Origin of the sequence: Sulfitobacter albidus (assembly GCF_018200035.1) — a bacterium.
Taxonomy (GTDB): Bacteria; Pseudomonadota; Alphaproteobacteria; order Rhodobacterales; family Rhodobacteraceae; genus Sulfitobacter; species Sulfitobacter albidus.
Genome location: NZ_CP073581.1, coordinates 1,329,852 through 1,355,592, shown reverse-complemented (window position 1 = coordinate 1,355,592; position 25,741 = coordinate 1,329,852). Strand labels below are relative to the sequence as shown.

26 protein-coding genes and 1 pseudogene are annotated in these 25,741 nt (G+C 63.9%); 8 read left to right on the top strand and 19 right to left on the bottom strand.

Annotated elements, in window-relative coordinates; translation table 11 throughout:
* Positions 1–51: 51 nt before the first annotated feature.
* Positions 52–285, top strand: coding sequence for a DUF1127 domain-containing protein (locus tag KDD17_RS06395; protein WP_212705786.1), 234 nt, complete (start codon positions 52–54; stop codon positions 283–285).
* A gap of 78 nt (positions 286–363) precedes the next feature.
* Here the strand turns inward: KDD17_RS06395 and KDD17_RS06390 are convergent, their stop codons facing one another.
* Positions 364–801: a PaaI family thioesterase gene (locus KDD17_RS06390; protein WP_254796909.1), complete on the bottom strand. Its 438-nt coding sequence runs from the start codon at positions 799–801 to the stop codon at positions 364–366.
* A gap of 57 nt (positions 802–858) precedes the next feature.
* On the opposite strand from KDD17_RS06390, the gene KDD17_RS06385 reads away from it, so the two are divergent.
* The 5 genes from KDD17_RS06385 to gluQRS all read left to right on the top strand — a co-directional run bounded on the left by KDD17_RS06385 (position 859) and on the right by gluQRS (position 6,251).
* Positions 859–1,644, top strand: coding sequence for an enoyl-CoA hydratase (locus KDD17_RS06385; protein WP_212705785.1), 786 nt, complete (start codon positions 859–861; stop codon positions 1,642–1,644).
* A 96-nt stretch (positions 1,645–1,740) separates the two neighbouring features.
* Positions 1,741–3,060, top strand: coding sequence for a cytochrome-c peroxidase (locus tag KDD17_RS06380; RefSeq protein ID WP_212705784.1), 1,320 nt, complete (start codon positions 1,741–1,743; stop codon positions 3,058–3,060).
* Between the two features lie 378 nt (positions 3,061–3,438).
* The gene (gene trmFO, locus KDD17_RS06375) at positions 3,439–4,788 is read left to right on the top strand and encodes a methylenetetrahydrofolate--tRNA-(uracil(54)-C(5))-methyltransferase (FADH(2)-oxidizing) TrmFO (protein WP_212705783.1); all 1,350 of its coding nucleotides are present in this window, start codon (positions 3,439–3,441) and stop codon (positions 4,786–4,788) included.
* Positions 4,789–4,806: 18 nt separating this feature from the next.
* Positions 4,807–5,412, top strand: coding sequence for a class I SAM-dependent DNA methyltransferase (locus KDD17_RS06370; RefSeq protein ID WP_212705782.1), 606 nt, complete (start codon positions 4,807–4,809; stop codon positions 5,410–5,412).
* Positions 5,409–6,251: a tRNA glutamyl-Q(34) synthetase GluQRS gene (gene gluQRS / locus KDD17_RS06365; RefSeq protein ID WP_212705781.1), complete on the top strand. Its 843-nt coding sequence runs from the start codon at positions 5,409–5,411 to the stop codon at positions 6,249–6,251. Before KDD17_RS06370 ends, gluQRS begins: the two co-directional genes overlap by 4 nt.
* Here the strand turns inward: gluQRS and hisI are convergent.
* Positions 6,248–6,595, bottom strand: a complete 348-nt coding sequence (gene hisI / locus KDD17_RS06360) for a phosphoribosyl-AMP cyclohydrolase (RefSeq protein ID WP_212705780.1) — start codon at positions 6,593–6,595, stop codon at positions 6,248–6,250. The genes gluQRS and hisI overlap by 4 nt on opposite strands.
* Positions 6,596–6,679: 84 nt before the next feature.
* Here hisI and KDD17_RS06355 point away from each other — a divergent pair, with 84 nt between their 5' ends.
* Complete coding sequence (locus KDD17_RS06355) at positions 6,680–7,126, top strand: iron-sulfur cluster assembly scaffold protein (RefSeq protein WP_212705779.1); 447 nt, start codon at positions 6,680–6,682, stop codon at positions 7,124–7,126.
* Positions 7,127–7,311: 185 nt separating this feature from the next.
* Here the strand turns inward: KDD17_RS06355 and KDD17_RS19020 are convergent, their stop codons facing one another.
* The 5 genes from KDD17_RS19020 to sciP form a co-directional block, all read right to left on the bottom strand.
* Entirely contained in the window at positions 7,312–7,440 is a 129-nt protein-coding gene (locus KDD17_RS19020) for a hypothetical protein (protein ID WP_284438388.1), read from the bottom strand.
* Between the two features lie 100 nt (positions 7,441–7,540).
* On the bottom strand, positions 7,541–9,631 hold the full coding sequence (gene recG, locus KDD17_RS06350; RefSeq protein WP_212705778.1) for an ATP-dependent DNA helicase RecG: 2,091 nt from the start codon (positions 9,629–9,631) through the stop codon (positions 7,541–7,543).
* Positions 9,628–11,763 (bottom strand): NAD-dependent DNA ligase LigA, encoded by a 2,136-nt coding sequence (gene ligA / locus KDD17_RS06345; RefSeq protein ID WP_254796908.1) that lies wholly within the window; start codon positions 11,761–11,763, stop codon positions 9,628–9,630. The genes recG and ligA overlap by 4 nt, the downstream gene beginning before the upstream one ends.
* 77 nt (positions 11,764–11,840) lie before the next feature.
* Positions 11,841–12,548 carry a response regulator transcription factor CtrA gene (ctrA, locus tag KDD17_RS06340; protein ID WP_212705777.1) on the bottom strand — a complete coding sequence of 236 codons (708 nt, stop codon included), beginning with the start codon at positions 12,546–12,548 and terminating at the stop codon, positions 11,841–11,843.
* Positions 12,549–12,649: 101 nt separating this feature from the next.
* A complete protein-coding gene (gene sciP, locus KDD17_RS06335) occupies positions 12,650–12,928 on the bottom strand; it encodes a CtrA inhibitor SciP (RefSeq protein ID WP_212705776.1) in 279 nt (92 codons plus the stop codon).
* A gap of 130 nt (positions 12,929–13,058) precedes the next feature.
* Between sciP and mnmA the strand changes: the two genes are divergently transcribed.
* Positions 13,059–14,243, top strand: a complete 1,185-nt coding sequence (gene mnmA / locus KDD17_RS06330; protein WP_431358145.1) for a tRNA 2-thiouridine(34) synthase MnmA — start codon at positions 13,059–13,061, stop codon at positions 14,241–14,243.
* A gap of 54 nt (positions 14,244–14,297) precedes the next feature.
* Here mnmA and lpxB read toward each other — a convergent pair whose 3' ends face one another.
* From lpxB to frr, 12 genes and pseudogenes are all read right to left on the bottom strand, one after another.
* On the bottom strand, positions 14,298–15,464 hold the full coding sequence (gene lpxB, locus KDD17_RS06325) for a lipid-A-disaccharide synthase (RefSeq protein WP_212705775.1): 1,167 nt from the start codon (positions 15,462–15,464) through the stop codon (positions 14,298–14,300).
* Positions 15,461–16,246, bottom strand: a complete 786-nt coding sequence (locus KDD17_RS06320) for an LpxI family protein (RefSeq protein ID WP_212705774.1) — start codon at positions 16,244–16,246, stop codon at positions 15,461–15,463. The genes lpxB and KDD17_RS06320 overlap by 4 nt, the downstream gene beginning before the upstream one ends.
* Positions 16,243–17,022 (bottom strand): acyl-ACP--UDP-N-acetylglucosamine O-acyltransferase, encoded by a 780-nt coding sequence (lpxA, locus tag KDD17_RS06315; protein WP_431358144.1) that lies wholly within the window; start codon positions 17,020–17,022, stop codon positions 16,243–16,245. Before lpxA ends, KDD17_RS06320 begins: the two co-directional genes overlap by 4 nt.
* On the bottom strand, positions 17,022–17,492 hold the full coding sequence (fabZ, locus tag KDD17_RS06310; RefSeq protein ID WP_212705773.1) for a 3-hydroxyacyl-ACP dehydratase FabZ: 471 nt from the start codon (positions 17,490–17,492) through the stop codon (positions 17,022–17,024). Before fabZ ends, lpxA begins: the two co-directional genes overlap by 1 nt.
* A gap of 71 nt (positions 17,493–17,563) precedes the next feature.
* Positions 17,564–18,112 (bottom strand): OmpH/Skp family outer membrane protein, encoded by a 549-nt coding sequence (locus KDD17_RS06305; protein WP_212705772.1) that lies wholly within the window; start codon positions 18,110–18,112, stop codon positions 17,564–17,566.
* Positions 18,112–20,469: an outer membrane protein assembly factor BamA gene (gene bamA / locus KDD17_RS06300; protein WP_212705771.1), complete on the bottom strand. Its 2,358-nt coding sequence runs from the start codon at positions 20,467–20,469 to the stop codon at positions 18,112–18,114. Before bamA ends, KDD17_RS06305 begins: the two co-directional genes overlap by 1 nt.
* A gap of 160 nt (positions 20,470–20,629) precedes the next feature.
* Entirely contained in the window at positions 20,630–20,755 is a 126-nt protein-coding gene (locus tag KDD17_RS19015) for a hypothetical protein (protein ID WP_284438387.1), read from the bottom strand.
* 125 nt (positions 20,756–20,880) lie between these two features.
* Positions 20,881–22,233, bottom strand: a complete 1,353-nt coding sequence (rseP, locus tag KDD17_RS06295) for an RIP metalloprotease RseP (protein WP_212705770.1) — start codon at positions 22,231–22,233, stop codon at positions 20,881–20,883.
* A gap of 4 nt (positions 22,234–22,237) precedes the next feature.
* Positions 22,238–23,409 (bottom strand): annotated as a pseudogene (dxr, locus tag KDD17_RS06290) (1-deoxy-D-xylulose-5-phosphate reductoisomerase).
* A 4-nt stretch (positions 23,410–23,413) separates the two neighbouring features.
* A complete protein-coding gene (locus KDD17_RS06285) occupies positions 23,414–24,205 on the bottom strand; it encodes a phosphatidate cytidylyltransferase (RefSeq protein ID WP_212705769.1) in 792 nt (263 codons plus the stop codon).
* Positions 24,206–24,216: 11 nt separating this feature from the next.
* Complete coding sequence (uppS, locus tag KDD17_RS06280; protein ID WP_212705768.1) at positions 24,217–24,957, bottom strand: undecaprenyl pyrophosphate synthase; 741 nt, start codon at positions 24,955–24,957, stop codon at positions 24,217–24,219.
* Between the two features lie 218 nt (positions 24,958–25,175).
* Entirely contained in the window at positions 25,176–25,739 is a 564-nt protein-coding gene (frr, locus tag KDD17_RS06275) for a ribosome recycling factor (protein WP_212705767.1), read from the bottom strand.
* Positions 25,740–25,741 lie beyond the last annotated feature (2 nt).

The window sequence follows — 25,741 nt, the reverse complement described above, 5'->3', positions numbered from 1 at the left end:
TGTATGGCAACACCGCCATATTGTGTCAACACAATTTCAAAGGAGTTTCCCATGACACACGCAGAGACCCGGCTGAGCACCGCATTGACCCTTCTGAACGGTGCGCAGGATCTGCCGCTGGCAGCAGTCGTCAGTGTCAAGTTCGCGGCCTGCGTGACAAAATGGGCCACACGCCGCCGCACACGGCTTGCGCTCAAGGCGCTTGAGCCGTGGCAGCTGCAGGATGTGGGGCTGACACCGGACGCCGCCGATACAGAGGCGGCCAAGGTGTTCTGGCGGGCGTGACTTCCCCGTGGCGTTCCGCCAGACCTCTTCTGACTGGGCAGGGCTTACCCCCTGCCCTTTTTTGTATCAATACAATATCTAAACGCCCGCCGGCGGGATCGCGTAGGTCATCGTGGCCTGCGCCACGGGGGCCTCGATCCCTTCGGAATATATCAGCACATGGCTCACCGACAGCTGGCGCCCGAGCTTGAGCAATCGCGTCTCTGAAATCAAATCCACGCCCGACGCGGGCTTGCGCATGAAATCCATCGAACAATTCGTCGTCACCGCCAGCGCGCGCGGCCCGATCATCGCCAGCGTCGCGATATAGGCCGACACATCCGCCAGCGCGAACATCGTCGGCCCCGAAACCGTGCCACCGGGGCGCAAATGGCGCGCCTGTATCGGTGTGCGCACGCGACACGCCATGGGCTGCACATCCTCGACGACAAAATCATCGGCGACCTGATCGAACACCTGCCGCAGGAACGCGGTAATGGCGGGGGCGTCCATCAGGACTTCCTTGGGCGTGGGCATACTTGTCCTTTCCGTCTTGCGTGGCCTAGAGTTGCGTGAACAAGGAGGCCGGGCAAGATGGCAATTCTGGAAGTGACGCAGCGGGATGCGGTGAGGCATCTGACGATGAACAGCCCCGAACGGCTCAATGCGCTGAGCGACGAGATGCTCGCCGCCCTTGACGAGACGCTCGCCGCGCTTGCCGAGGATCCCGCCTGCCGGGTCATTACCATCGGTGGCGCGGGCAAGGCGTTCTGCGCGGGCCATGATCTGCGCCAGATGCAGGCGATGCGCCGATCGGCGGATGGCGGTGCGGCAGGCTTTGCCGATCTGTTCGAGCGCTGCACCAAAGTGATGACGCGCATTCAGCAGATGCCGCAGCCGGTGATTGCGCAGGTGCACGGCATCGCCACTGCCGCCGGTTGCCAGCTGGTCGCGACCTGCGACATGGCCGTGGCCGGTGAGGGCACACGTTTTGGCGTCAATGGCGTCAATATCGGCCTCTTCTGCTCGACCCCGATGGTCGCGCTCAGCCGCAACATCGCGCCGAAAAAAGCGTTTGAGATGCTGACGACCGGTGATTTCATCGACGCTGCCCGCGCCGAGGCGCTGGGTCTGGTCAACCGTGTGGTCCCGGTTGACCGCCTCGCGGCAGAAACCGGCGCGCTGGCCGATCAGATCGCCGGGAAGCTGGGCGTGGCCGTGCGCATCGGCAAGCGCGCCTTCTACGAACAGCTCGCCATGAATACCGCCGATGCCTACGCCCATACCGGTGCCGTGATGGTCGAAAACCTTGCGCATCGCGATACGGAAGAGGGCATGCAGGCCTTTATCGAAAAACGCCCACCCGATTGGAATCAATGACTGTTTCCAATTAGGGGACGCTGTTTTTCTCAGGTTCCCCTGTGGAAAATTCGGGGCATTTGATACGTCTGTTCACGAATCCGTGAGGAGTGCGTGATGTCCCGATTCCCCTTGAGTGTGCTTGCGGGCGCGTTGATGAGCACTGCCGCGCTGGCGGGGCCCCTGCCCGATCCGGTGACGGATGCGGATTTCCACCAATTCCCGCCCGAACTGATCGGTCTTGGCCGCGATCTGTTCTTTGACCCGATCCTTGCGGGCAACAAGAATATCGCTTGCGCCACCTGCCACCACCCCACGCTTGGCACCTCTGACGGGATGTCGCTGTCGATCGGGGAAGGCGGCGAAGGCTTGGGCGATCTGCGCCGTGCGACCACCCGCAACGCGCCCAAGGCGCGGATCCCGCGCAACGCCCCCGCCCTGTTCAATCTGGGCGCCAAGGAATTCGCGGTCATGTTCCACGACGGGCGCACCGCGCGCGACCGCCACGCCATGTACGGCATCCGCATGCCCGAAGGGCGCACGCTGGAGCGACCCGTCGTCTCTCCGCTTGCGGCACAGAACATTCTGCCGATCCTGTCGCCCGACGAGATGTCCGGCCACCCCGGCGAGAACGAGATCGCGGATGCCGTCGCCGATGAACGTATCGCCGGCCCCGATGGCGCCTGGGCGCTGCTGGCCACACGGGTCGAAGCGATCCCCGCCTACCGCGACCGCTTTGCCGATCTGGGCGTTACCGATCTGCATATCACCGACATCGGCACCGCGCTGTCGGCCTTTATCGGGTCGGAATTCCGCGCCACCGACAGCCCCTTTGATCGCTATCTTGCGGGCGAGGACGCGATGAGCCCGCAAGCGCTTGAGGGGATGGACCTTTTCTATGGCAAGGCGCGGTGCAGCACCTGCCACTCGGGTCCTTTCCAGACGGACCACAATTTCTATGCCATCGGCCTGCCGCAGCTTGGCCCCGGCAAGAACGCCCATGCCGCCTATGCCGATACGGGCCACGGCATGGTGTCGGGCGTGGCGGACGACATGTACCGCTTTCGCACGCCCAGCCTGCGCAACGTGACGCAAACCGCGCCCTATGGCCACAACGGTGCCTACAGCGATCTCGAAGCGATGGTGCGCCATCACCTGCGCCCCGTTGAAAGCCTTGCCGCCTATAGCCGCGACAACGCCCGCCTGCCCGAAGGTGTTGCCGCCGACGATTGGCAGGCGATGGAGGATTTCGACGAGGTCATGGCCATCGCTGAAGCGATCGAGATCCCCGACGTTGATCTCGATGACGCTGAAATCGCCCGGATCATGGCATTTCTGGGCAGCCTCACCGATCCGTCAGCGGGGAAGACGGGCCTGGGTGTGCCTGCCTCGGTGCCGTCGGGCCTGACGATGGACCGCGTGCTCAGCCCCTCCTAACTGCCTCACATTCCGTCAAATTTTTCGTAATCACCCGGTCGCCTCCAGCGGCCGGGTGATGTATTTTGAAGCAACTGTTGCCAATACGCGGCGGGACTGTTGCCAAATCAGCGCTTTCAATTCGGGCAGCAATAAGGCACAAATAAGACATCGGAGGCATCGCGCCTCAAGATATTTGGGTCGCCGCACGCGAAGGTCCCTCCAGATCAGCCTCTCACTGATCGATCTTACCGCAGCGGCGACCCCAAATCTCCCCCCGGCCCATCGAGTGACCTATTCGGCGAGAGTTCGCGCCCATTGATTGCGTCGCGCCTGTGCGCGCCCCACTGCGACACCCCGCACCTTGTCAGCCCCCGCCGTTCCGCCTATCCCCGCGCCATGGACAACACATTGCACATCATCGGCGGCGGCATGGCCGGATCGGAAGCCGCCTGGCAGGCGGCAAACCTTGGCATCAAGGTCGTCATCCACGAAATGCGCCCCAAGGTCGAAACCTTCGCCCACCAGACGGGGCTGTTGGGGGAGATGGTTTGCTCCAACTCCTTCCGCTCGGACGACCACGAACAAAACGCCGTGGGCCTGCTGCATTGGGAAATGCGCGAGGCCGGCGGGCTGATCATGCAGACCGCAGCGCAGCACCGCCTGCCCGCCGGCGGCGCACTGGCCGTGGACCGGGACCCGTTTGCGCAATCCGTGACCGACGCGCTGATGGCCCATGACAACATCACCGTCGAATACGGGGAGATCACCGCCCTGCCCGAGGACGGTCATTGGATCATCGCCACCGGCCCGCTGACCTCCGGCGCGCTGGGCGAGGCCATTGCGGCGGAAACCGGCGCCGACGCGCTCGCCTTTTTCGACGCCATCGCGCCCATCGTCTATTTCGACAGCATTGACATGAGCAAGGCGTGGATGCAGTCCCGCTATGACAAGGGCGAGACCGAGGAAGAGCGCACCGCCTACCTCAATTGCCCCATGGACAAGGCGCAATACGACACCTTCATCGACGCGCTTCTGGCCGCCGACAAGACCGAGTTCCACGAGGGCGAGACCGCCAAGTACTTCGACGGCTGCCTGCCGATTGAGGTCATGGCCGAACGCGGTCGCGAGACCCTGCGCCACGGCCCGATGAAGCCCGTGGGCCTCACCAATCCGCACCAGCCCGAGGTCAAGGCGCACGCCGTCGTGCAGCTGCGCCGCGACAACAAGCTGGGCACGCTCTACAATATCGTCGGCTTCCAGACCAAGATGAAGTACGGCGCCCAAGCTGATGTTTTCAAGTCTATTCCGGGTCTTGAGAACGCGCGTTTTGCACGTCTTGGCGGCATCCACCGCAATACCTTTCTGAACTCCCCCACGTTGCTGGACGGGCAGATGCGCCTGCGATCAAAGCCGCACATCCGCTTCGCGGGCCAGATCACCGGGGTTGAAGGCTACGTGGAGTCGGCGGCCATGGGGTTGCTTGCTGGCCGTCTGGCCGCGGCTGAAATACGGGGGGAAACGCTTGAGACACCGCCTGACACCACCGCCACCGGCGCGCTGATCACCCATATCTCGGGCGGCGCGGACGCCAAGACGTTCCAACCGATGAACGTGAACTTCGGGCTTTTCCCGCCGGTCGACGGGCTGAAGTCCGGGCGCCGGGGCCGCAAGGACCGCTATAAGGCCTACACAGATCGCGCAAAAGTTGATTGGCGCGGGTGGCTCGACGCTGGACAGGGCAATTGACCCATCTACTATAGGGGGATGACAGACACTTTCCTCGATAAGGTCTACGCCGCCCGTTCAAGCGATGAGACCCGCGACGTCTACGATACATGGGCCGCCACCTACGAGGCCGAGGTGGGCGCGCAGGGCTACGCAACCCCCGGTCGCTGCGCCGAGGCGCTGGCCCATTTTGCCCCCGACCCGGCGGAGCCGCTGTTGGATTTCGGTTGCGGCACGGGGCTTGCGGGTCTTGCGTTCAAGCTTGCGGGATTTCGCACCATCGACGGTATGGATCTGTCTGCGCAGATGATCGCGCGCGCCCGCGAAAAGGACGTCTACCGCACCCTCACGCAGGTCGAGGCAGAGGATCCTGTCCCGACGGTCTATTCGCTGATCGCGGCCGTGGGTGTGATCGGCGCGGGCGCGGCCCCGATCTCAACGCTCGATACCCTTATGCACGCGCTGCCCAGGGCCGGGTTGCTGGTAATGTCGTTCAACGATCACACGCTTGCGGACCCGGCCAATACCGCACGGCTGAACGAATGGCTCGATTGCGGGGCAGCGCGATTGAAATTTTGCGAGCACGGCGAACATCTGCCCGGAAAGAAAATGAAATCTACCGTATACGTCATTGAAAAAGCGTGACCTTTACCACCAGATTTGCTCCATCCCCGACAGGCCCCCTGCATCTGGGCCACGCCTATTCGGCGCTGCTGGCGTTTGATCTGGCGCAGGCGGCGGGGGGGACATTCCTGTTGCGAATAGAGGATATCGACCGCTCGCGCGCGCGCCCCGAGTGGGAGGCGCAGATCACCGACGATTTGCGCTGGCTCGGGCTCGACTGGCCGCACCCCGTGATGCGCCAGTCGGATCGGCAGGCGGCCTACGACGCCGCGCTCGACCGGCTGTGGGCGGCCGGCATGCTCTATCCCTGCACCTGCACCCGCCGCGACATCGCCGCCGCCGCCAGCGCCCCGCAGGAAGGGGCGCCGCTGCTTGGTCCGGATGGCGTGATCTATCCCGGTACCTGCCGGGGCGCTGACCGCAACGGGCTCCGGCCACGGGATGCGGTGCTGCGGCTCGACATGGCGCGGGCCTGCACCACGGCGCTCACATTTACCGAGGAAGGGGTCGGCCAGACCGGACAGATCACAACCATGCCCGCGCAGATGATCGCCGAGGTCGGAGACATCGTGCTGGCGCGGCGCGAGATGGGCACGTCGTATCACCTGTCGGTCACGCTCGACGATGCCGCTCAAGGGATCACCCATGTCGTCAGGGGCCTGGACCTGTTCGAAGCCACGGCGATCCACGTGCTGCTGCAACGTTTGCTGGATCTGCCCACCCCGCGCTATCACCACCACCGCCTGACCCGCGACGAGCACGGCAAGCGGCTGGCAAAACGCGACGATGCGCGCGCCATCGCGCTCTACCGCGACGCGGGCGAGACGCCGCAGGACATTCGGGCGCGCGTGGGCCTTTAGTCGGTAATGCGCTCCCCGTCAGCATCCACAACCGTGTAGAAACAGCTGCGCCGCCCAGTGTGGCACGCCGCGCCGACCTGTTCGACCTGCATCAAAAGGCAATCACGGTCGCAATCCACGCGCATCTCGCGCAGCGTCTGCACATGGCCCGACGTCGCGCCCTTGGCCCAGAATTCCTGCCGCGAGCGGCTCCAATAGGTGACCTGACCTGTCTCAAGCGTGCGCGCGAGGCTTGTCGCGTTCATCCACGCCATCATCAGCACCTCGCCGGTAGCATGATCCTGGGCAATCGCGGGGATCAGGCCGGCGTCATTGTATTTCAAGCTCTCGGGATCAAACGGCATGGTGCTTTTGTCTCACCTCTCGGGGGTTTGCGCGGGCGTGCGCGGGGTCTATGTAAGGGGCTGTGAGACGAAGGAAAACCCGCGATGTCCGACAGTGACCTGATCAAGCTCTATTCGACCCGCATTCTGGCACTTGCCGCCGATATCCCGCACCTGGGGCGGCTCGACGCGCCCGATGCCAGCGTCACGCGCCGCTCGCCGCTGTGTGGCTCCAGCGTGACGGTGGATGTGGCCGTGACCGACGGAAGGCTGAGTGCGCTTGGCCAGGACGTCAAAGCCTGTGCACTGGGACAGGCGGCGGCCGCGGTGACGGCGGCGGGGGCCGAGGGCGCCACGCTTGAGACAGTGCAGCGCGGGCGCGATCAGCTCAAGGCGATGCTCAAGGGCAAGGGCGGCGTGCCTGACGCGCCTTTTGACGGGTTCGAAGTGCTCAGCCCCGCTGTGGAATACAAGAACCGCCACGCCTCGATCCTGCTGAGCATCGAAGCGATGGCCGAAGCCATGGCCGCCGCGCAGACCGAGAGCGCGTAAAAAAAGCGCCGCACCTTCGTTCGAAGGGCGGCGCAAGGTATAGCGTTGCTCACGTGGGACCTAAAGGACCGTTCCGGGGCGGCAAACCCCTGTGGCATCCCGGACAGGCAGAACCGGATGCCGCGCACCAATTTGGGACAAGTGCAAAAAGAACGACCCCCTAGCGTGAGAGCGCAGGCAGAAAATCAGACAAGACCGGGAAGATGCAGACCGGCAACCAACATCACCACCAAGGCCGCGGCACCGAACGCATCCTGCACGATTGTGTGCTGGGACCGGGCGGCAATGGCTTTGAGAGTGCGGTAGGTTGTCATTCTGTGTCTCCTCATTCCTGTTGCCTCTTTGTTCTCATATCCTTAACCATTCGTAAAGAACTTTTTGGGAACATTTGTGAACTTTTTGGAACAGATGGGATTAACCGACTGAAATCAAACGGATCGCCTCATCCTGCCGCATAAGCCACAGCAACAGGCGCACCGCGCGGCCGCGCGGGGTGTTGAGACCGGGATCGTCGTGCAGCAGTTTGCGCGCGTCCGATTGCGCGACGGCCATCAGGGCCGCCTGCCGCTCCAGATCGGCCACGCGAAAGCGCGGAATGCCCGATTGTGCCGTGCCGATCAGATCGCCGGTGCCGCGCATGGTCAGATCCGTTTCGGCGATGACAAAACCGTCCTCGCTTTCGCGCAATACCTCCAGCCGCTTTGCACCGGTCTCTGAAAGCGGCGGCTGGTACATCAACAGGCAGCTCGACGCGGCAGAACCGCGCCCCACCCGGCCACGCAATTGGTGCAATTGCGCCAGACCAAAGCTTTCGGCCCGCTCGATCACCATGATCGAGGCGTTTGGTACATCGACGCCGACCTCAATCACCGTGGTCGCCACCAGCAGCTGCGTATCGCCCCGCTGAAACGCCGCCATCGCCGCATCCTTGTCGGCAGGGGGCATCTGGCCGTGTACCAGCCCCACGCGCCCCTCGCCCAGGGTCGCGCGCAAACGTTTGAAGCGCTCCTCGGCGGAGGTCAGATCGCTGACCTCGCTTTCCTCGACCAGCGGGCAGACCCAATAGCATTGCCGCCCCTCGGCCATCGCCGCGCGCAGCCGGTCGACGACCTGATCGTAGCGTTCGGTACTAATCACAACCGTCTGGATCGGTTTGCGCCCGGGCGGTTTTTCGTCCAGCACGCTGACGTCCATATCGCCGTATTGCGCCAGCGCAAGACTGCGCGGGATCGGTGTGGCCGTCATCACCAGCACATCCGCCAGCCGCCCCTTGCGCCCCAGCTCCAGCCGCTGGCGCACGCCAAAACGGTGCTGCTCATCCACCACCGCCAGCCGCAGATCGTGAAAAACCACCGATTCCTGAAAGACCGCGTGGGTGCCGCAGAGGATCTGGATATCGCCACGCGCCAACGCCGCGAGCTTGGCGGCACGCTCCGCCCCCTTGTCGCGACCCGTCAGGATCTCCAGCACCACGCCCGCGGTTTCGGCCAGGGGCTGCAACCCGGCAAGGTGCTGGCGCGCAAGGATTTCCGTGGGCGCCATCAGAACCCCCTGCCCGCCGGCCTCCACCGCCGCCAGCAAGGCCATGAACGCCACCAGCGTCTTGCCCGCGCCCACATCCCCCTGCAGCAAGCGGTTCATGCGCCGGTCCGACGCCATATCGGCCGTGATTTCACGCACCGCGCGCGTCTGGGCACCCGTCGGCTCATAGGGCAAGCCCGCCAACACACGGCCTTGCAACCGCCCGTCGCTGACCGCCGCGCGGCCCGGTTTGCGCCGCTCCACCTGCCGCGCCAACGCGAGGGTGATCTGATGGGCAAAAAGCTCGTCGTAGGCGAGCCGCTCCCGCGCGGGATCCGTCGCGGTGATCTGCGACAGCGCCGACGGGGTGTGCGCGGCCTCAAGCGCGTCGCCAAAGGCGGGCCAGCCTGCTTTGGCCACCTGCCCCGGATCGATCCATTCCTCTACCACCGGCACACGGGTCAAGGCCGCGCGCGTGGCCTTCCACATCAATTTTTGCGTGATCCCGTGGGTCAGCGGGTACACCGGCTCGAACGCGGGAATATCGCCCGCCTGCGCTTCGGGGAGCGCAAAATCGGGGTGTACCATCTGCGCGATCCCGTCAAAAAGCTCCACCCGGCCCGAGACGATCCGGCGACTGCCCTCGGGCAGCTGGCGTTTCCAGAAATCCCCGCGCGCGTGGAAGAACACCAGCTGAAACGAGGTCTGCGCGTCCTCGACGTGAATACGGTAGGCCCCGCCCTTGGTGCGCGGCTCCGTATGGCGGCCAATGGTGACCGCGACCGTCAGCGTATCGGGCAGCGCCGCGTCCTTGACCGTGTCGCGCAGCCGCCGGTCGATGCCCGATTGCGGCAGCGTGAACAGCAGGTCGCGCGGTGTCACCACGCCAAGACCCGCAAAATGCTGCGCCGTCTTCGGGCCGACCCCTTCCAGCGTCTCTAGTTTGGCGAACAGCGGAAAAAGGGGCTCGGGGCGCGTGCTCATGCGCCCTCGATCAGCGCGAGCCAGGCGTCCTCATCGAGCGTTTCAACCCCCAAATCGGCCGCCTTTTTCGCCTTTGAACCTGCCCCCGGCCCGGCCACAAGAATATCCGTCTTTGCACTGACAGAGCCCGAGACCTTGGCGCCCAACCGCTCCGCCCGCGCCTTGGCCTCGGCGCGGGTCATCCGCTCAAGCGTGCCGGTAAACACCACCGTTTTGCCCGCCACGGGCGAGCTGTCGGTGGGCGGTGCCGCGGCATCCTGTACGCGCAGCTCATCCGCCAGCCGGTCGATCGAGGCGCGCTCCGCCTCCTGTGCAAAGGCGCTCACGAACGATCCCGCCATGACCGCGCCCACCCCGTCGATGCCCAGAAGGTCCTCCCATTCAGGCCCCTCCTGCTCGGCGGCAGCCGTAACAGCGGTGTGCAACGCGTCCCAGCTGCCGTAGTGCCGCGCGAGCAGGTTCGACGCGGCCTCGCCCACGTGGCGGATACCTAGGCCAAAGATCAGCCGACCCAGCGCGATCTCGCGCCTGTCCTCGATCGCCGCAAACAGCGCCGTGGCGGACTTCTCTCCCCATCCTTCGCGGTTTTTCAGCTGCTGCAGTCCGCTGCCGTAGCTCTGTTCAAGGCGGAAGATATCGGCGGGCTCCTTGATCCACCCGTCGGCGTAGAACTGTTCAACCTGTTTGGCGCCCAGCCCGTCGATGTCGAACGCCGCGCGTGAGACAAAATGCTTGAGTTTCTCGACGGCCTGCGCCGGGCAGATCAAACCGCCCGTGCAACGCCGCACCGCATCGCCCGGCTCGCGCAGCGCATCGCTGCCGCATTCGGGACAGATTTCGGGAAATTGAAACTCCGGCGCGTCCGGCGCGCGTTTCGCCAGATCCACATCCGCGACTTTCGGAATCACGTCTCCCGCGCGGTAGACCTGCACCCAGTCGCCGACGCGAATGTCCTTTCCGTCGCGGATCACCTCGCCTTTGCTGTCGAGCCCCTTGATGTAATCCTCATTGTGCAGCGTCGCGTTCGAGACGACTACGCCGCCCACCGTCACCGGCGACAGACGCGCAACCGGGCTGAGCGCGCCGGTGCGGCCCACCTGAATGTCGATCCCCTCAAGCGTGGTCCACGCCAGTTCGGCGGGGAATTTATGGGCCATCGCCCATCTCGGTGTGGTCGACCGGAATCCGAGCCGCTCTTGCAGCGCAAGATCATCGACCTTGTAGACCACCCCGTCGATATCATAGCCCAGCGTCGCGCGCTGGCTTTCGATCTTGCGGTAATGGTCGATCATCTCCGCGCTGCCAGTGCACAGACGCGTGAGGGGATTGGTGCTGAACCCAAACGCGGCGAGCCGTTCGATGGCGGCGAATTGCCCCTCCGCCAGCGGGGTCGACAGGCTGCCCCAGGCATAGGCAAAAAAGCGCAGCGGACGCGCGCGCGTGATCTCGGCATCAAGCTGGCGCAGGGAGCCTGCCGCAGCGTTGCGCGGATTGGCAAACGTTTTGCCACCCGCTTCCTGCTGCCGGTAATTCAGCGCCGCAAAATCCGCTTGGCTCATGTAGATTTCTCCACGGACCTCCAGAAGCGCGGGCGCGTTCTCGATCCGGTTGGGAATATCCGTGACCGTGCGCGCATTCGCGGTGACATTCTCACCCACACGACCGTCACCTCGGGTCGCCGCCTGAATCAGATCGCCGTTTTCATAGCGCAGCGAAAGCGACAGACCGTCGATCTTGGGCTCCGCAGTAAAGGGTAAGGGCGCATCGTCGGACAGGCCAAGGTATTTGCGCACGCTGCCGACAAACTCGGCCACATCCGCGTCGTCAAACGCGTTGGAAAGCGACAGCATCGGGACACTATGCGTGATCTTCCCAAAACCGGCCGCGGGCGCCGCGCCCACCTGCTCGCTTGGGCTATCGCTGCGTTTGAGATCTGCAAACCGCGCTTCGATCGCCGCATTGCGCCGTTTGAGCGCATCATATTCGGCGTCTGTCAGGCTTGGCGCGTCGTTGCCGTGGTAGGCGGTATTTGCCCCGCGCAGCACATCTGCAAGCCGGGCAAGCTCGCTTTGTGCCTGCGTCCGGTCCAGATCCTGCACGGCGATGTCCGCCACCCGCTCCCGATCCCCCACACGTGCCCCCTTTTATAGTCCGCGCCCCGGTAGATAGGGCGCGGTCCATTGCAGGTCTAGTGGATATGCACCGGCGTTTACGCCGTCGCCGCAATCTCCAGATTGCTCGGCTCCGGATCGCGCAGAACGTAGCCCCGTCCCCAAACCGTCTCGATGTAGTTCGAGCCGTCGGTGGCCGTGCTGAGTTTCTTGCGCAGCTTGCAAATGAAGACGTCGATGATTTTGAGCTCCGGCTCGTCCATCCCGCCATACAGATGGTTCAGAAACATCTCCTTGGTCAGGGTCGTGCCCTTGCGAAGACTCAACAGCTCAAGCATCTGATATTCCTTGCCCGTCAGGTGCACCGGCTTGCTGTTCACGCTGACCGTCTTTGCATCCAGATTGACCGAGATTTCGCCCGTTTCGATGACCGACTGCGAATGACCCTTGGACCGCCGGATAATCGCATGAATCCGTGCCACCAATTCCTCCCGGTGGAAGGGTTTGGTCAGATAATCATCGGCGCCAAATCCGAATCCCTTGATCTTGTTCTCGGTATCGTCGGCGCCTGTGAGGATCAGGATCGGGGTGGAAATCCGGCTCAGCCGCAGTTGGCGCAACACCTCGTGCCCGTTCATATCCGGCAGATCAAGATCCAGCAGGATGATGTCATAATCATACAGCTTTGCCAGATCGATCCCTTCCTCGCCAAGGTCGGTGGCATAGACATTCAAATTGGCATGGGTCAGCATCAACTCGATACTTTTGGAGGTCGTGGGATCATCTTCAACTAAAAGAACGCGCATCTGGTTCATCTCCGGCAGGGAACGGGGGTCGATCAATACCTAGATCGTGAACAAAAAAGGTTAATCACACGTAAATTCAGGTTTAATAGTGCAACAACAACTTAAAGTTGTCGATACTTTTGTGTCTGGGTCGTCTTCAACGCAACCTCCCCATGGGTCGAAACCGCCCGGACCCACGAAATGAACTCGTCATCGCTCAGCCCGTAGCGTTGCAGCGCGTCGCCCTTGCTGATCAGACCGTACACCACCCCGCGCACCACCGCCGCCTTGCGTGAGGCGACCCAACGCCGCGTGTTGCCGGGCGGCAGATCCGCCACCGTCATCACACTGCCGTCCGCAAGGGTCACGGCGCGCGGACCATCAACTTTTTTGAGATACATGATTTACCTACTGCTCACTCTACCGCCCCTTCGTGCGGCAAAAGCGTTTAACGCAGGATGAAACGCCCCCTTGTGAGTGTTTCGCATTTTCCTATATTCCGCAGATAACCTTACGATTAGGATGTATCCCATGGCGCTCGATACCGCGGCACCGCTCAATTCGCTTGGCTTTGCCAAAGCGCCCAAAGACACGCGCGTCGTCGTCGCCATGTCCGGCGGCGTCGACAGCTCGGTCGTGGCCGCGATGCTGGCCGAGGAAGGCTATGAAGTGGTGGGCGTGACGCTGCAGCTTTACGACCACGGCGCGGCGCTGGCGAAAAAGGGCGCGTGCTGTGCGGGTATCGACATCCACGACGCGCGCCGCGTGGCGGAGGATATGGGGTTTCCCCATTACGTGCTCGACTACGAAAACGTGTTCAAAGACGCGGTGATCGACGAATTCGCCGACAGCTATCTGGGCGGGGCAACACCCGTGCCCTGCATTCGCTGCAACGAACGGGTCAAATTCAAGGATCTGCTTGAGACGGCAAAGGATCTGGACGCCGATTGCATGGCCACCGGTCACTACATCCAGCGCAAGATGGGCAGCGCGGGGCCAGAGCTGCACTGCGCCGCCAACCCGGCAAAGGATCAAAGCTATTTCCTCTTCTCCACCACGCCGGAGCAGCTTGACTTTCTGCGCTTCCCCCTCGGCCACCTGCCGTCCAAGGAAGCGACGCGTGCGCTCGCCGAACGCTACGGGCTGCGCGTGGCCAACAAACCCGATAGCCAGGACATCTGCTTTGTTCCCGACGGCGATTACGCGTCGGTGATCCGCAAACTGCGCCCCGAAGCGGACGCACCGGGCAACATCGTTGATACCGAGGGCCGCGTGCTGGCCAGCCACGACGGCGTGATAAACTATACCATCGGGCAACGCCGCGGGCTTGGGATCGGCGGTCTCAGCACCCCGCTCTACGTGGTCAAACTCGATGCGGACCGCCGCGAAGTCGTCGTCGGCCCCAAGAGCATGCTCGCCACCCGCACCGTGCCTGTCAAAGAGGTGAACTGGCTCGGCGATGCCCCCCTCACCTCAAGGGACGAATGGCCCATCACCGTACGCGTGCGATCGACCCGCCCCCGGCAGAGGCGATCCTGCGCCCGCTCACCGACACCACCGCCGAGGTCGAGCTTCTCTCCCCCGAAGAAGGCGTCAGCCCCGGGCAGGCCTGCGTGTTCTACGATCCCGACAGCAGCCGGATCTTCGGCGGCGGCTGGATCCACCGGGGCTGAAGGGGCGCGCCGCATGCCCCTGCACCCTTTCCCAAATACCTAAATCCCGCACCTGCCTCAGGCACCCTCAATCAGCTTTTGAGCGATACGAGGCCCGTCAGAGAAACCCGTCCAGCACCGCGCGCGCAGCCCGCAGACCCGGCGCCTCGCCTCCCTGCCCCAGACGTTGCATCGTCAGCGCCATGGCCGCGTGCTGCGCATCCGGCGCCTCCAAAACCCGCAGGATCGCGGGCGCGATCAGATCCGCGCGGCAGCGCTTGCCGATGAATTCCGGCACCGTGCGGCTTTCGGCGACGAGGTTCACCAGCGTCACCGTATCCACCCGCACCATGCGCGAGATGATCGCGCGGCTCAGCGGCGCCATGTCGTAGGCGATCACCATGGGCGTGCCCGCCGCCGCCAGTTCCAACGACACGGTGCCGGACGCCGCCAGCGCCACATCCGCCGCGCGAAACGCCGCGCGTTTCAGCGTCATCGCCTCGGCATAGCTCCCCTCACGCGGGTCCAATACCACCGGATCCCCCGGCCACCCCGCAACCAGATCCTTCACCGCCCCCGCGACGGGGGCGGCGGCGGGCACCACGATCCGCACCTCCGGCCGCGCCGCCACCATGCGCGCCACGCTCTGCCCGAACGGGGCGCCAAGCCGCGCAATCTCCGATCCGCGCGAGCCGGGCAGGACCAGCAGAATTGGGGCCGCACCAAGGCCATGCGCCGCGCGAAACGCCGCTGCCTCCGCATCGCTCGCCACGGGTTCTGAGACAACCGGATGCCCCACAAAATCGCAGCGCATGCCAGCGGCTTCCATATAGGGCGGCTCGAACGGCAACAGGGCCAAGACCTGATCGACGTGCCGCGCCATCTTGGCCGCGCGCCCCGAGCGCCAGGCCCAGACCGAGGGCGCCACGTAGTGCACGGTGCGGATGTTGCTGCGCGCCTTCACCAGCTTGGCCACCCGCAGGGAAAAATCTGGGCTGTCGATGGTGATCAGCACGTCGGGGCGCATTGCGATCACCGCCTGAGCGGTCTCGGCAATGCGGCGTTTGAGGTGAAAATACTTCGGCAGGATCTCTGCCAGACCCATCACACTCAGCTCAGCCATGTCAAAGAGGCTATGCAGCCCTTCGGCCTGCATCTGCGCCCCGCCGATCCCCTCGAAGGTGACACCCGGTGACAGCGCCTTCAGCCCCGCCATCAGCGCGCCGCCCAACTTGTCGCCCGACGGCTCCCCGGCAAGGATGAAGACGCGCGGCGGCGCGCTCATTCCCCGGTGCGTGCCCAGAACACGAGGCCGTGGGCATCCGCCGCCGCCGTGCAGGCGGGTGCGTCCAGCACGATTACGTCGCCCGCGTCCACCACCACACCGCGCAAGCCTGCCCTTGCCGCCGCCTCGAATGTCGCGGGGCCCACCGTCGGCAGATCGACCAGGCGGCTTTGCTGCGCCTTGGGCCCTTTGAACAGGATCGCATCCTGCCCCTGCGCCGCGACCCGCGCCAGCATCGCATCCGTACCGTCCGCATCCTCCATCGCGATCACGCCGTGGCGTCCCACAACACAGGCCTGCCCGATATCTTGTGGCGACAGCTTGAGGAGATGGGCCGCGGCGAGCGTCGCCGTGCCGCGCATCTGCGCATCGGGCCAGACCTGCCCGTAGACCCCGCCCTCCGCCAGCAGATCGGGCGCGATCTCATGCGCGCCGCGCACGGTGAACCCCGTCCGCTCGAACAGATCCACCACCACGCCAAGCGCGCCGTCGTCGCCCTTTTTCAGCCCCTCCATGAAAAGCGGCACCAGCGGCGCGGTCTCTGCGTCGAGCTTCGTCGGATCGAGCGTCGGGCGGTCGATCCCCCCGGCAAAGCAGACCTCCGTCACCCCGCGCTCGCCCAGCTGCACCAGCAGCGTGCCCAAAGTCTCAAGCCGAAAGGTCAGATCGGCCGTCAGCCCCGACAGCGTGACGCCCTCGTAGCCGCACACCACCGCCCCGCCCGCGGCGCGGTGCACGGCGGCGGGCAGATCCCCGCGTCCGGCGATCAACGCCAGCGTCATTTCGGCGTCAGGAAATGGCGACCGGTGTCGGCCAGCACAAAATCGACGATCTCGCGCACGTAGTCGCTCTCGGTCTCGGCGCCCAACCGTTCGGCCCGGTCGTGGAATGTCCCCTCGCCCTGTGCCAGCATCTGAAACGCCGCGCGCAGAGCGGTGATGTCGCTGCGCGCCACGCCCCGACGTTTGAGCCCCACAAGGTTGAGCCCGTCAAGATGCCCGCGCGGCGCCTGCACCAGCCCGTAGGGGATCACGTCGTTGGTCACCATGGTAACCGCGCCGATGATCGCACCACGCCCGATGCGCACCCACTGATGGATGCCCGACAGACCGCCGATGATAACCTGATCCTCGATCACGCAATGCCCCGCGACGGCCGCGTTGTTCACCACGATCACATTGTTGCCCACCTGCGCGTCATGCGCGATATGACAGCCGGCCATGAACAGACCGTCGTTGCCCACGCGGGTCACGCCGCCCCCGCCTTCGGTGCCGCAGTTCATGGTCACATGCTCGCGGATGCGGTTACGCTCCCCGATCTCGAGGCGGCTGGCCTCGCCCTTGAATTTCAGATCCTGCGGAATCTCACCGATGACGGCGAAGGAAAAGATCACGGTATCCGCGCCCACGGTCGTCTTGCCGGTGACAACCACGTGGGATTTCAGCTCGACCCCTGCGGCGAGCGTGACCTCTGGGCCGACCACGCAGAACGGGCCGACGGTCGCCGTGGGATCAATCTGCGCGCCTTCCTCGACGACGGCGCTGGGGTGAATGGCCATCAGCCGTCCCCCTTGGGCAGATCAAGCATCGCCATGAATTCCGCCTCCGCCGCCATCTCACCCTCGACCGTCGCCACGCCCGAGAATTTCCAGATCTTGCCGCCGGGCTTGCCGCGCACGGTCTTGACGTCCATGCGCAAGACGTCGCCGGGGATCACCTTGCGGCGGAATTTGCAGTTATCGATCGACATGAAATAAATCAGCATGTTGGTGTCCAGCTGATCCAGGGCCACGCCGATCATCACGCCGGCGGTCTGGGCCATCGCCTCGACGATGGTGACGCCGGGCATGATGGGGCTGCCGGGGAAGTGCCCCTGAAAATGCGGCTCGTTCATGGTCACGTTTTTATAGCCCACGGCAGAGGACGTGCCGTCGATTTCTTCGACCTTGTCGACCAGCAGGAAGGGGTAGCGGTGCGGCAGGATGCGCTGGATTGTCAGGATGTCCGCACGTTGAAGCTGATCGGTCATGGAGGGTCCTTTGAGGGCGTGGTTCTTTGCATAACTGCTACCAATTCGCGCCCATCGGTACAAGCGCGGCGCTAGTCCGGTGCCGGTGTCGTGGCCCCCAGAACGGCGTTGATGCGGGCGATGGCGGCGGCCGTCACATCGCTGCTGTCGGTGCTCAGAAACACCGTGCGCCGCTCAAGGATCACGCGCGCGCCCGCGTCGGTCATCAGATCGCGCAACACCGGGCCAGCGGCGGCGAGAAACACCTCGCGCTCCCGCTCCAGCTGATCGCCAAGGGCGCGGGATTTGGCCGCCTGGGTCTGGCGGGTTTCCTGCACGCGGGCGTCAAAGGCATCCGCGAGGGGGCGGAACTCCTCCGCGCTCAGCGCGGCGCGCTGCTCGGTCAGCTCTTGCTCCTCGCGGGCAAGCTCGGTTTCGATCTGACGGTTCTCGGTGGCAAGCTCGTTGCCGCGCGCCTCGATCTCGGCCGCGACTCGCTGGCCGAAATCGCTCTCCAGAAACAGGCGTTCACTGTCGATGGTGAGGATGACCACCGGCTGCGGGCGTTCCTGCGCGCCCCCCGGTGCAGCCGCCAGAGCGGTGACCAGCAGGGCCGCGCAGAAAAGCCTGAGCAGTGGCATCAGAATTCCGTCTGCAACGTCACTTCGAACTTTTGCTCACGGTCGAATTCTTCCTTGCGCAACGCGTCCGAGATGTTGAACTGCAACGGGCCCAGCGGCGTATCCCAGAAGATCGACACGCCGATCACGTGGCGGAACGATCCGCTTTCGCCACTGACGGTGCTGCCGCCGATGTTCACGTCCGACAGATCCCACAGGTTGCCCACATCATAGAACACACCGCCGCGGATGCCATATTCCTCCGGCAGACCCAGCGGAAACTGCGCCTCAAGGCGGCCCACGAGGTAGAGGTTGCCGCCCAGCGAGTCGCCGTTCTCGGAGCCGGTGTCGCGCGGCCCGATGCCGCCGGGCTCAAATCCGCGCATCTGCGAGGAGGATAGCAGGAAGCGGTCGACGGCGCGGTTTGTGCCACCGCGCCAAGCCAGCGCGCCCCCTTCGAGGCTTGCGCGCAGCGTCAGCTCTTCGTTGAGGAACTTCTTTTCGCCCGCAACTCGCGCCACGGTCCGCACGTATTCCTGATCGCCACCGATCCCGCCAAAATCCTGACTGAACCGGAACAGCACGCCGGCATTGGGATCAAGTCCGGTACGGCGCGTGTCGTAGGTGTATTCATAGCCGATCGAGCTGTCGAAAAGCTCGCCCGCGTCGATGTCGTTCTGGATGATCGCACCGTTCTCGACCGGATCACGCTCCGTCACCTCGACCGCCTGGGCGGTATAGCGCAATTGCAACCGCCCGTTTTCACTGACCGGGAAGGTCAGGCTGGGCCGGAAGGTAAAACGGTTGCTGTCGTAGGTCGAGAAGGAGGAGTTCTCCTCGGAGTAGTCGAATTCAATCCCCAGCGAGACATCACGCCCCAGCAAGGAAGGCTCGACAAAACGCAGGCCGTAGCGGCGGGCGTCGGACGCGGTGGAGACGTTCAGAAAAAGCTTTTGCCCGCGGCCCAGGAAATTTTCCTCGGCAAAGCTGACGGCGACGCCAAAGCCGTCCGAGGACGAGAACGAGCCGCCGAAGTTGAGCGAGCCTGTGGGCGTTTCCTCGACATCGACGTCGACCACGACCTGTTCGGGCGTAGAGCCTTCGCGGGCATTGACCTCTGCCGTCTCGAAATACCCCAGCGCACGAATGCGTTCAGCGGCCTGACGGATTTCGCGCGGATTGAACGGATCGCCCTCGACGCTGTCGAACTGGCGCCGGATCACGCGGTCAAGCGTGGTGGTGTTGCCCTCGATATCGATCCGCTCGACAAAGACGCGCGGACCGCGCGACAGCACAAATTCGACGTCCAGCGTCAGCGTCCGCTCGTTGCGGGTCACGCGCGGCTCAACGCGCATGAAATCCACCCCGTCGCGGATCGCCTGCCGCTCCAGCCGGGCGATATCCGCCTCGACCAGCGTGGGCGAATAGATCACGCCGGGTTTGACGCGCACGATCTGCGCGTATGCGTCGCCGTCGACGTTCGGCAGCTCGGATGTGACGCTCACCTGACCGAATTGGAATTGCTGGCCTTCCTGGATGTTGAACCCCACGAAGAAACCGTCACGCTCTTCGGTCAGTTCGGCGTTGACCGAATTGACGCGCATATCGACATAGCCGCGCGAGAGGTAGAAATCGCGCAAAAGCTGTTTGTCGAACTCAACACGGTCCTCGACAAAGGTATCGCGACGCACCAGACGGCGGAAAAGCCCCGCCTGTTTGGTGCCCAGCACCCGGCGCAGACGGCGATCCGAATAGATCCGATTGCCGACAAAGCTCAGACGCTCGACCTCGATATTGTCGCCCTCGAAGATCTCGAACACCAGATCGACGCGGTTTTGATTGCGGCGGATGACCTTGGGCTGCACCCGCGCCGACAAACGCCCGTCGTTGGAATAGGCCTGCGCGATGGCGGCCGCGTCTTTTTCCGCTTGGGTCGGGTTGAACACCCGGCGCGATGTCGATCCGATCACCGCCTCCAGCGCATCGTCCTTGATGCGGCGGTTGCCCTCGAACGAGATGCGGTTGATCGTTGGCAGCTCGACCACGGTGATTGTCAGCGTGCTGCCCTGCGGCTCGATCGACACGCTCTCGAACAGTCCCGAGTTGTTCAGGCGCTGGAAGGCGTCGTTGAGCTGGCCCGCGCTGACCGCCTGCCCGCGTGCGATTCCGGCCTGGCTGAGCACGGCACTGTCGCCGATACGCTGGTTGCCCTCGACCCGGACCGTATTGAATTGGAACTGCTGCGCAAAAATCGGGGCCGCAGGTGCGACCCAAGCCGTTGACAACAAAAAAGAAAAGGAAATGCCCTTAACAGCGGCACGGACAAAGGATGTACGCGACCGCGTGCGCGTATCGCGCACGAATGACCCCAGGTTCATGGTTTATTACCACTTCTATTAACACCGTTAAGACCTGAGTACCCGCCGGTCGGTCCGATGTCAAAACCCGAGACGCCCCTTTTTGCATCCAACCGCACATGCCAAAAGCCCGCACGGGCGTGTGCGGGCCATTGGTCGTGCCATCAAAACGTGGTCGCGGTTACAGACCGCCGACAAACGCCCCCGCGCAGAGCGCAAAAGCAATGGTGAGAATATAGAGCGCGCGGTCCCAATTCAGGTCCATCAAAACGCTCAATCCGCGGTAACTCTTGGTCAGTGTCGACATCCGTATGCTCCAATCCTGAAACGTGTTGGACAAGGAGATACAGACCGATTGTGGCACCCTCGCGCGCGGATTGTGTCAAGATTGCGGCATTTCACAAAGCCCGACACCGCACGCGGCCCCTGCCCTCAGGGACAGAACAAATCGTTGCCGAGCGCAAAGATCATCAACGCGAGCACCAGCGAGACTCCGATGGCCATCAGCACGTTCAGCGCCTTGTCGCTGGGCGGCTTCCCCCGCACGGCCTCATAGGCGTAGAACGTTAAGTGGCCGCCATCGAGTGCCGGGATCGGAAAGAGGTTGAGCAGCCCCACCGCCGTGCTGAGCACCGCGATGAAATTGATGAAGCTTGCCGTGCCTTGGCTGGCCATCGCGCCCGACACCTTGGCGATGCCCACTGGGCCGGACATGTTGCAGGTGCTGATCGCCCCCGTCAGCATGTGCCACATCCCCGAGATAGAGCCCTTGATGATCCGCCACATCCCCGCCACGCCGCGGCTGAGCGCCTCGCCGATCCCGGGCGTTTCGGTGGCCGCTGTGATCGCGCTGTCGCTGGAAATGCCGATCCGCAGCACGTTGACGAAACTGCCGTCGGGCTGCGGCTCATCGGTGGATTTGGGCACGAGCGTAAATTTCAGCGTCTCGCCCGCGCGCCAGACATCCAGCAGCAGCGGCGCACCGCCGCCGCCCTCTACCGCGTCCTTGAGCTGTTGAAAGGCAAAGACATCGCGGCCGTCGATGGCGGTGATGACGTCGCCCTGTTGCAGCCCCGCCTCCATCGCCGCCGTCTCGGGGCCGACACCGCCCACCAGCGCGGGCTGTGGGTACGGTCCGGGTACGGTCACTTCTGCGCCGTCCCGCTCAACCGTGTAGTCCAGCACAGGCTCCAGCGGCAGGCTGTCCATATATTCCAGATAGGCCTCGATCGGATCGCGCGACGGCACCGGCCGCCCCGCGATTTCGCGCACGATATCGCCCTGCTGCAAACCTTCGACCGCGTTGGGCATCGGCTTGATCGCCTCGACCGTCAGCGGATCGCGGACCGATCCGAGGCTCAGCGCGATGCCCGCGAACACCAGAATGGACAGCACAAAGTTGAACACCGGCCCCGCCGCAACGGTCAACGCCCGCGCCCACAACGGCGCGCCGTGCATCGTGGCGCGCAGACGCACGGGATCGACGGACGCCTCGTCCATCGCGCCGCTGTCCTTGCCCGAAGCGGCATTGGCATCGCCCGCGAATTTCACGTAGCCGCCAAAGGGAAGTGCCGCGACCTGCCATTTGGTCCCGTGTTTGTCGAAACGCGAAAACAGCACCGGCCCGAACCCGAGGGAGAACACATCCGCCTTGATCCCGCACCAGCGGCCCACGATGTAGTGGCCGTATTCATGGATCGCGACGATCACCGACAGAGCGACAATAAACGCCACCATGGTCCAGATGAATCCGCCGAACTGCGGGATGAGTGAGACAAAATCCAATGGGCTACCCTGCTATTTGTTGAATGGCCGTGCCTGCGGCCTTGCGTGCCAGATGGTCGGCTTTGCGCACGTTATCAAGGGTCATGGTGGCATCAATATGGCCGCCCTGCGCCTCGATCCGCTCCAGCGTGTCGGACACGACATCCGACATTTGCGTAAATCCGATGGCGCCCGCGATGAACCCGTCCAGCGCGGTCTCTTTCGCGGCGTTGAACACCGCGCCCGCCAGCCCGCCGCGCTGCATGACCTCGCGCGCGATGCGCAGGGCGGGCCAGCGAACCTCATCGGGCGCGCGGAATTCAAAGGTGCCGATGGCCGCCAGATCCAGCCGTTCGACCGGCAGGTGCCGCCGCGCGGGGTGGTGCAGCGCGAATCCGATCGCGTGGCGCATATCGGGGGGCCTACATGGGCCATCAGCGCGCCGTCGTTGAACCCCACCAGCGCGTGGATCATGGATTGCGGATGCACCAGCACTTCGATCTGCGTGGGGGATACGTCAAAAAACTCTCGCGTTTCAATGACTTCCATCGCCTTGTTGAACATCGACGCGGAATCGATCGTGATCCGCTGCCCCATATCCCAATTGGGATGGCTCGACGCCTCGGCCAGCGTGGCCTGCGCCAGCCTTTCCAGCGGCCAGTCGCGGAACGCGCCACCCGAGGCGGTGATGATGATCCGCTCGACCGCCGCCATATCCTCGCCAATCAGCGCCTGGAACACCGCCGAATGTTCGCTGTCCACGGGCAGGATATTCGCACCGTGGCGCTTGGCCGTGGCTTTCAACAACGCACCCGCGCAGACCAGCGATTCCTTGTTGGCGAGCGCCAGCGTCGTGCCTTGTGCCAGCGCGGCCATGCCCGGCGCCAACCCCGCCGCCCCCACGATGGCCGACATGATCCAGTCAGCGGGGCGCTGCGCTGCCTCGACGATGGCGGCCTCGCCCGCCGCCGCCGCAACGCCGCTGCCCTCAAGTGCCGCGCGCAGATCTTCCAGCTGTTCAGGATCGGCGGTCACGGCGATTTCGGCGCCCAGCTCGATTGCATCCTGCGCAAGCAGAGCGATGTTGCTTGCCCCCGTCAGGGCCACGACCTCATAGGCGTCCCGATCCCGCCGGATCAGATCAATGGTGTTCTGCCCGATCGAGCCTGTGGCCCCAAAAACGCTGACCCGCCGCACGCGCCTAGCCCAGACCCGGCGGAAAGCCGATGAACTGGCCGATGATCAGCAAGAACACCGAGGCGCCGAGCATCCCGTCAAAGCGGTCCATCAGGCCACCGTGACCGGGAATGAGGTTCGAGCTGTCCTTGACCCCCATCTTGCGCTTCATGCCCGATTCCGCGATGTCGCCCATCTGCGAGGCCATCGAGACCGCGATGGAAATCCCGATCAGCTGCGTGCCGACGCCGGTGTTGACCGAGAAAATCGCACCGACCACCCCCGCCCCGATCCAACCTGCCGCCGTGCCCGACCACGTTTTCTTGGGACTGACCTTGGGCCAGAATTTCGGCCCGCCAAACGCGCGGCCCGCGAAATAGCCCACCACATCCGTCACCACCACGACCAGCACAAGCCACAGCATCCAGCCTACGCCCATCTCGTCGCGCACCTGCATCATGCCGAAACCCGACAGCAGGATCATCACAGTGAAACTCATGTAGATCGTGCGGTTGTGCTCCAACTGGCCGAACCCGATCAGCGCCGGCGCCAGCAGGACCGGCAGCGCAAAGCCGACCGGCAGATAAACCGAGGCAAAGACCGCCGCCCCGGACAGCACCCCCAGCAACAGCGGGCCGTTTTGCGCATCGGGACGCAGCATACCGACCAACTCCCAGATCATCACGGCACAGATCAGCGCGACAAGCGCGTGAAACACATCGCCGCCCATGTAGATGCCGATGGCCCCCACCAGCACCATCGCGGCCCCCGACCCCATTCGCGCCGTCAGGTCCGACCATTTTTCCGATCCGTTCATCCGCCTCTCCCTCAGGTCTTGACCGCGCCGAAACGACGGTCGCGGCTGCCGTAGGACGCGCACAGCCGGCCGAATTCCTCTTCGGTAAAATCGGGCCAGAGCGTGTCGATGAATTCATATTCCGCATAGGCCGATTGCCAGAGCAGAAAATTCGAAATCCGCGCCTCACCACTTGTGCGGATCACGAGGTCAGGATCTGGCAAAACATATGTATCCAAATACCTTGGAAGGGTTTCTTCATCCACTTTATCGGGGTCGAGCCGACCTTCGGCCACATCGCGTGCCAGCCGTTTCGTGGCACGTGCCACCTCGTCGCGGCCACCGTAGTTGAGCGCAATCGTCAGATTGACACGCGTGTTGTGGGCGGTGGTTTCCTCAAGCTCGTTCATCAGTTTGATCAGCTTGTCATCCAGCCGCACGCGGTCCCCGATGAACCGGACCCGCACGCCTTCGGCGCTCAGCGCGCGCATTTCCTTGGTGATGTAGCGGCGAAAGAGGCTCATCAGCCCCGCGACCTCGACCTGCGTGCGCTTCCAGTTCTCGGTCGAGAAGGCAAAGATTGTGACGTATTCAACCCCCAGATCCGGGCAGGCCTCGACGATTTCGCGCACCCGTTTGGCGCCGGCGTGATGGCCGAATAGTCGCGGGCGGCCGCGCTGGGTCGCCCAGCGACCGTTACCATCCATGATAATGGCCACGTGACGCGGCCCCCCCGCGGGGGCGGTCACACCGGGAGCGGGATCAGCGGGCATTCAGGGGGGATATCCTTTGCGAAATGCGGCGCGGGTGTCCGCATCGCTCAAGCGTGCAAAACGCGTCGCTCGCGGAGGTCGCGCTTGCCGCTCCTCCGGGGCTCCGCCCTTTGAAACAGCAAAACGTTCTGCTTGCAGGCGCCGCGCTTGCCGCTCTTCCGGGGCTCCGCCCTTTGAAACAGCAAAACGCTCCACTGGAGCGTTTTCGAGAAGCTGTTTCAAACCTGCATGATCTCCGCTTGCTTGGTCTCAAGCTGGGTGTCGATCTCTGCGATCAGCTTGTTGGTCAGGTCCTGCACCTCGCCTTCCCAGAACTTCTGGTCATCCTCCGACATGCCGTCGGACTTGGCCTTCTTGATCTGATCCATGCCGTCGCGGCGGATGTTGCGGATGCTGACGCGCGCGTTCTCGGCGTATTGGCCCGCAACCTTTGTCAGCTGCGTGCGGCGCTCTTCGTTCAGCTCGGGGATCGGCAGCATGATGATCGTGCCGTTGAGCTGCGGATTGATGCCCAGCCCGCTCTCGCGGATGGCCTTTTCGACCTTGCCCACCAGCCCTTTGTCCCAGACGTTGATTGTCACCATGCGCGGCTCCGGCACGTTTACCGTGCCCACCTGGTTGATCGGCGTCATCGACCCGTAGGCATCCACCATGACCGGCTCGAGCATCGAGGCAGAGGCGCGGCCGGTGCGCAGCGACGCAAATTCAGTTCGAAGTGAGGCAATCGCCCCCTTCATCCGACGTTCCAGATCGTCGGTATCGAGCATAAAATCGTCAGCCATAT

What these genes read in the sequence shown, in the direction of transcription:
- KDD17_RS06395 (WP_212705786.1), top strand. Translation starts at nt 52, where the DNA reads ATGACACACGCAGAGACCCGGCTGAGCACCGCATTGACCCTTCTGAAC.
- KDD17_RS06390 (WP_254796909.1), bottom strand. Translation starts at nt 801, where the DNA reads ATGCCCACGCCCAAGGAAGTCCTGATGGACGCCCCCGCCATTACCGCG.
- KDD17_RS06385 (WP_212705785.1), top strand. Translation starts at nt 859, where the DNA reads ATGGCAATTCTGGAAGTGACGCAGCGGGATGCGGTGAGGCATCTGACG.
- KDD17_RS06380 (WP_212705784.1), top strand. Translation starts at nt 1,741, where the DNA reads ATGTCCCGATTCCCCTTGAGTGTGCTTGCGGGCGCGTTGATGAGCACT.
- trmFO (WP_212705783.1), top strand. Translation starts at nt 3,439, where the DNA reads ATGGACAACACATTGCACATCATCGGCGGCGGCATGGCCGGATCGGAA.
- KDD17_RS06370 (WP_212705782.1), top strand. Translation starts at nt 4,807, where the DNA reads ATGACAGACACTTTCCTCGATAAGGTCTACGCCGCCCGTTCAAGCGAT.
- hisI (WP_212705780.1), bottom strand. Translation starts at nt 6,595, where the DNA reads ATGCCGTTTGATCCCGAGAGCTTGAAATACAATGACGCCGGCCTGATC.
- KDD17_RS06355 (WP_212705779.1), top strand. Translation starts at nt 6,680, where the DNA reads ATGTCCGACAGTGACCTGATCAAGCTCTATTCGACCCGCATTCTGGCA.
- KDD17_RS19020 (WP_284438388.1), bottom strand. Translation starts at nt 7,440, where the DNA reads ATGACAACCTACCGCACTCTCAAAGCCATTGCCGCCCGGTCCCAGCAC.
- recG (WP_212705778.1), bottom strand. Translation starts at nt 9,631, where the DNA reads ATGAGCACGCGCCCCGAGCCCCTTTTTCCGCTGTTCGCCAAACTAGAG.
- ctrA (WP_212705777.1), bottom strand. Translation starts at nt 12,548, where the DNA reads ATGCGCGTTCTTTTAGTTGAAGATGATCCCACGACCTCCAAAAGTATC.
- sciP (WP_212705776.1), bottom strand. Translation starts at nt 12,928, where the DNA reads ATGTATCTCAAAAAAGTTGATGGTCCGCGCGCCGTGACCCTTGCGGAC.
- mnmA (WP_431358145.1), top strand. Translation starts at nt 13,059, where the DNA reads ATGGCGCTCGATACCGCGGCACCGCTCAATTCGCTTGGCTTTGCCAAA.
- lpxB (WP_212705775.1), bottom strand. Translation starts at nt 15,464, where the DNA reads ATGAGCGCGCCGCCGCGCGTCTTCATCCTTGCCGGGGAGCCGTCGGGC.
- KDD17_RS06320 (WP_212705774.1), bottom strand. Translation starts at nt 16,246, where the DNA reads ATGACGCTGGCGTTGATCGCCGGACGCGGGGATCTGCCCGCCGCCGTG.
- lpxA (WP_431358144.1), bottom strand. Translation starts at nt 17,022, where the DNA reads ATGGCCATTCACCCCAGCGCCGTCGTCGAGGAAGGCGCGCAGATTGAT.
- fabZ (WP_212705773.1), bottom strand. Translation starts at nt 17,492, where the DNA reads ATGACCGATCAGCTTCAACGTGCGGACATCCTGACAATCCAGCGCATC.
- KDD17_RS06305 (WP_212705772.1), bottom strand. Translation starts at nt 18,112, where the DNA reads ATGCCACTGCTCAGGCTTTTCTGCGCGGCCCTGCTGGTCACCGCTCTG.
- bamA (WP_212705771.1), bottom strand. Translation starts at nt 20,469, where the DNA reads ATGAACCTGGGGTCATTCGTGCGCGATACGCGCACGCGGTCGCGTACA.
- KDD17_RS19015 (WP_284438387.1), bottom strand. Translation starts at nt 20,755, where the DNA reads ATGTCGACACTGACCAAGAGTTACCGCGGATTGAGCGTTTTGATGGAC.
- KDD17_RS06285 (WP_212705769.1), bottom strand. Translation starts at nt 24,205, where the DNA reads ATGAACGGATCGGAAAAATGGTCGGACCTGACGGCGCGAATGGGGTCG.
- uppS (WP_212705768.1), bottom strand. Translation starts at nt 24,957, where the DNA reads ATGCCCGCTGATCCCGCTCCCGGTGTGACCGCCCCCGCGGGGGGGCCG.
- frr (WP_212705767.1), bottom strand. Translation starts at nt 25,739, where the DNA reads ATGGCTGACGATTTTATGCTCGATACCGACGATCTGGAACGTCGGATG.